The sequence below is a fragment of the Limnohabitans sp. genome, assembly GCF_044361645.1.
Lineage (GTDB): Bacteria > Pseudomonadota > Gammaproteobacteria > Burkholderiales > Burkholderiaceae_C > Limnohabitans_A.
Genome location: NZ_JBIKIL010000189.1, coordinates 1 through 4,268, shown reverse-complemented (window position 1 = coordinate 4,268; position 4,268 = coordinate 1). Strand labels below are relative to the sequence as shown.

Sequence of the window (4,268 nt, the reverse complement as noted above, 5' to 3'; positions counted from 1 at the left end):
GGAATTGACACCGCCGACCTCATCAGACCTCGCCAAGCCTGTTTTGTAGTCTGCGGTTTGACCTCGGTTTCTAATCGAATCAATCACTTACGTGCAGGAAGTGTCGAACTTGTGAGGCTTCCCCATTTTTGCTTAACTCATATGCCAATTCAACCTGAAACCATTTTTCCCAACCATACCAGCCTGACAAAAAATACTTGAATTTTTCCTTGTGTCGATTTTTGACGTTTTTAACGGCTGATTCTATTGAATTCAATCTGGACATAATTATTCCTTTAATCTTTCACTTCTCATGCTTACGGCTCGGACTATTTACACACCCCGCACCCACCGAAGTCGAACCACACCAGCGGCACTTATTGGCACCACTGCCATGCCTGTGTTTTTTGGTTGGGCTGTTCACACACCCCGCCCCATACGACGACGAATTGCAAAACTCGCATTTCTTTTCATCACCGTTGTGTTCGTGTTTTTTGGTCGGGCTGTGCACGCAGCCTGCGCCAAACGATGCTGAATTGCAGTAGCAGCATTTGCTCATGATTTGTCTCCTCCTTCTTTGTTGATGGGCACCCTGATTACATTGCGCATCCCCGCCCCAAAGCTGTTCAACCACCGGTCCAGCAGCAGCGTTTGCTGCACGGTGGCGGTGATGGTGTAGCCGGTGGGGGTGAACTGCACGTTTTGGTCTGGTGACAGGGGTGACTCCAGCAGGTGGCGGCCGGGGCCTTTGTCGATGTCGAATTGCAGGCGGATGCGTTGGCCGTTGCCCACGGCAAAGTGGCCTTCGCCGTCGTAGCTGGCCAGGTCAAAGTCGGGGCGCTCAAAGGGCAGGCCGCTGTCTTTCGCGCTATTGAAGCGGTGCAGCGCCAGGATGCGTTGGTTGTCGTAGCCGTCAAAGCGGCACACCAGGTACAGGCGTGGGCCTTGCTGGGCCAGGCCCAGGGGCATGACGCGGGTTTTCTTGCGCTCGTCTTTTTGGTTGAGGTAGTCCACCTCCAGCCAGTGGTTGTCAAACAGGGCTGAGGTCACGTTGTCCAGCACGCCTTTGGCCAGTTGGGGCGGCAGCAGGGGCTGGGTTTCGCTGACCACGCGCACTTTGTGCAGCCACTCTTTTTCGCGGTGGGCGTTTTGGTGGGGGGCGAGGTTGGCCTGGGCTTGTTTGAAAAAGCCGTCCATGGCGCGCATGACGCTGGGCGGCAGCAGGGGGCTGAGGTGTTGGCGCGCCAGCAAGAGCAGCAGCGATTCTTGCCGGTTGAGCCCCGGCACCATGAGGCTTTGGCCTTGCGGTTTCCACCGGTAGCCATAGGGGCGGCTGGTGTTGTCGCATTCGATGTCAAAGCGTTGGGTCAGCGCTTGCAGCAGGCGTTGGATGCTGCGTTCGTCACGCTCAAACCCGGCCCCCTGGATTTGCGACAGCAGCTCGCCCGTGCTGACCTTGGCGTGGCGCGGGATGCGGCGCATCAGCTCCAGCGCAAGGGCCAGGGTTTCGAGGGTGTCGGGTTTTTTGCTGGCCATGGGGTGTTGTGGTGAGAGTCTGCAATGTTAGATACAAAAGTACCTTAATTTTTTCTTAATGCATTTTTAATGGATTAAAAAAGTGACCACTGGTGGCGCCTGCGGGGTGCTCAGTTCAAAAAACCCATGCCGCTGGTTTTGGTTTGGGGTTTGAGGGCGCATTCGGCCTGCAGCGCCAAGACCCAGTCGCTGGCGCTGTGCAGGGGGCGCAGGCGGCTTTGGCGGTGCACGGCGGCAAAGTCGCCGGGGGTCAGGCGGGCGAGGGTTTTCACTTGGGCCAGCTCGGCGGCGCTGGGTTCGGGCAGTTGGTGTTGCTGGCAGTGGCGCTGCAGCAGTTGGGCGGCTTGGGCTGGGCGCAGGGGGCCAAAGCGCACTTTCAGGTCAAAGCGGCGCAGCACGGCCGGGTCCAACTTGTCCATGAGGTTGGTCGAGGCGATGAACACGCCGCCAAACGATTCCATTTGCGTGAGCATTTCGTTGACTTGGCTGACTTCCCAGCTGCGTTCGGCGCCTTGGCGGTCTTGCAAAAAGCTGTCGACCTCGTCAATGAGCAGCACGCCGCCATCGGCTTCGGCTTCGTGAAAGGCGCGGGCGATGTTTTTTTCGCTTTCCCCCACGTACATGCCCAGCAGGTCAGAGGCGCGGCGCACATGCAGGGGCACATTGAGCTGTTGCGCCAGCCAGCGGCCAAAGGCGGTTTTGCCGGTGCCGGGCGGGCCATACAGGCACAGGCGGCCGGTGCGGGCGGTTTGCAGCAGTTGGGCGACTTCTTGCAGGTCGATGTCGGCGTGGATGAAGGCGGGGTCGTAGCCTTCGGGCAGGGCGTCGGGGTTGTGGGCGCGCACGGGGCGGTGGCCCTGGGCTTGCAGGGTGTTGTTGATGAGCAGTTGCACCGCGTCGGTGGCGGGGCTGCCGAGTTGGTCGCGGATGGCGCTGACCACGCGGGTGGCTTGGGTCACCAGGGCCGGGGCGAGTGTTTCGGATTCGGCCAGGCGGGCCACGGTGCTGGCGCTGATCAGCTCGCCCCCGGCTTGGCGGATGATGCGTTCGCGCTGTTGGCGCGGGGGCACGGGCACTTCGAGCACCATGTCAAAGCGGCGGGCAAAGGCCGGGTCCAGGCCTTGCAGGCTGTTGGCCACCCAGATGGTGGGCAGGGCGTTGGTTTCCAGGATGCGGTTGATCCAGCCTTTGCGGGGGCTGCTGGCGTGGTGGCTGTGTTTGAGCAGCTTCATGAGCTGGCCCAGGCCTTCGTGGTCGCCAAAGACTTCTTCGACTTCGTCGAACAAGATCATGGCGCGCTGTTTGGCAAAGAAGCTGTTGGCCGCGCAGTGGGCGCGCAGGCGTTTGGGGCCGCTGATGGGTTCACGGTCTTCGTCTTCGGTGGTGACGTCAAACATTTCGCAGCCCATGTCTTGTGCGAGCAGGCGGGCGAGTTGGGTTTTGCCGGTGCCGGGTGGGCCGTACAAAAACACATTGACGCCGCTTTGCCCCTGTTCCAGGGCTTGGCGCAGGTAGGGGCGCAGCACGGCCAGGTGTTTGTCCAGGTGGCTGTAGTCGGGCCATTGCAGGTGGCTGGGCTGACCGAGGCGCACCATGTCGCGCAGCCAGTCGGTGGGTTCGCTGACGGATTCGGTCAGGCGTTCGGGCATGGCAGGGCTGAGCAGTTCCAGCCGGTCGTCCATGCCGCCGAACATGCTGTTGGGCTTGCATTGCAGCAGGCCTGTGCGTGCCAAGGTGGCTTCGGGGCGCAGCGCTTGATACACCTCTTGCCGGGGCAGGCGCAGCAAGCGGGCCAGTGTGTCGGCAATTTCACGCACGCGCAGGTTGTTGGGGCGTTTGCAGATCTCGAGCAGCGTGGGGTAGGCGTGCATCAAGACCACAAATTCGAAGATGCGCGACTCCAGTGGGCTCAGGCCCACCAGTTCGGCGGTGCGCTGCACATTGGCCGCCAGCACGGGCGGCACGCTGCCGGGGTCTTGTTGGGCTTGGTGGGCCAGTCGGCGCAGGGCTTTGCGAATGCCTTGGCGGTCGATGTCTTCCGTGTCGCGGCCGACGAATTCGCCCAGCCCGAGTTGCCGGGCCAGCTCGTCGTCTTCAAAGCCGAATTTGCTGATCAGCCGGTCCTCGCGCTTGAACTCGGTCAGCAGGCGCAGGCACCAGCAGCGCACGATGGGGGGCAGGGCGTTGCCTTGCTGAGTGGTGGATTCTTCGGCGGTGCTGCGGGTTTTTTGTGCCATGTCGGGCTCCTGTGTGGTGACAGAAACCAGTGTCCAAGGCGAAGCGACAGAATGTGTCGGAAGGTGGTGGGTTTATGGAGCTGGCGCGATGGAAATTCGCAGGCCCGTGGCTTTGAGCACAGCCGCCAAGGTTTTGATCGTGGGATTACCCCGGGCCGACAAGGTGCGGTAAAGCGTTTCGCGTGACAGCTGGGTCTGCGCCGCCAGGGCCGTCATGCCGCAGCGCGCCTCAACCACTAACTCAAGCCCAAGCGCCCCGCATCAAGCCCTTCAAACATAGCCTCAACCTTTCTCACCCCCCAAACAAACCCACCAACTTGGCCACTTCGGGGCTCATGCCCATGGTCTTGAGGCGAATGTGGGGGTGGGCTGTGGCAAAGACTCGGAACACTGAAGTGGACCCCGAATTTGGGACAGGTGTTTAAGTGGGACACTGTCCAAAGAAATGGGTTACCAATGACTGAAACAAAAAAGCGCAGGCTTCATCCACCCGAGCTCAAGGCCAAGCTGGGCTTG

Annotated in this window: 4 protein-coding genes; 1 reads left to right on the top strand and 3 read right to left on the bottom strand. The window is 60.7% G+C overall.

What is annotated here, in order from left to right:
• On the top strand, positions 1–201 hold a 201-nt coding region (locus ACIQ39_RS18695), incomplete at its 5' end, for a hypothetical protein (protein ID WP_396436090.1).
• Between the two features lie 333 nt (positions 202–534).
• Here the strand turns inward: ACIQ39_RS18695 and ACIQ39_RS18690 are convergent.
• The 3 genes from ACIQ39_RS18690 to ACIQ39_RS18680 all read right to left on the bottom strand — a co-directional run bounded on the left by ACIQ39_RS18690 (position 535) and on the right by ACIQ39_RS18680 (position 3,968).
• Positions 535–1,515, bottom strand: a complete 981-nt coding sequence (locus ACIQ39_RS18690) for a helix-turn-helix transcriptional regulator (RefSeq protein ID WP_396436089.1) — start codon at positions 1,513–1,515, stop codon at positions 535–537.
• A 110-nt stretch (positions 1,516–1,625) separates the two neighbouring features.
• On the bottom strand, positions 1,626–3,752 hold the full coding sequence (locus tag ACIQ39_RS18685) for an AAA family ATPase (protein ID WP_396436088.1): 2,127 nt from the start codon (positions 3,750–3,752) through the stop codon (positions 1,626–1,628).
• A gap of 72 nt (positions 3,753–3,824) precedes the next feature.
• Positions 3,825–3,968: a DNA-binding protein gene (locus tag ACIQ39_RS18680; RefSeq protein ID WP_396436087.1), complete on the bottom strand. Its 144-nt coding sequence runs from the start codon at positions 3,966–3,968 to the stop codon at positions 3,825–3,827.
• Positions 3,969–4,268 lie beyond the last annotated feature (300 nt).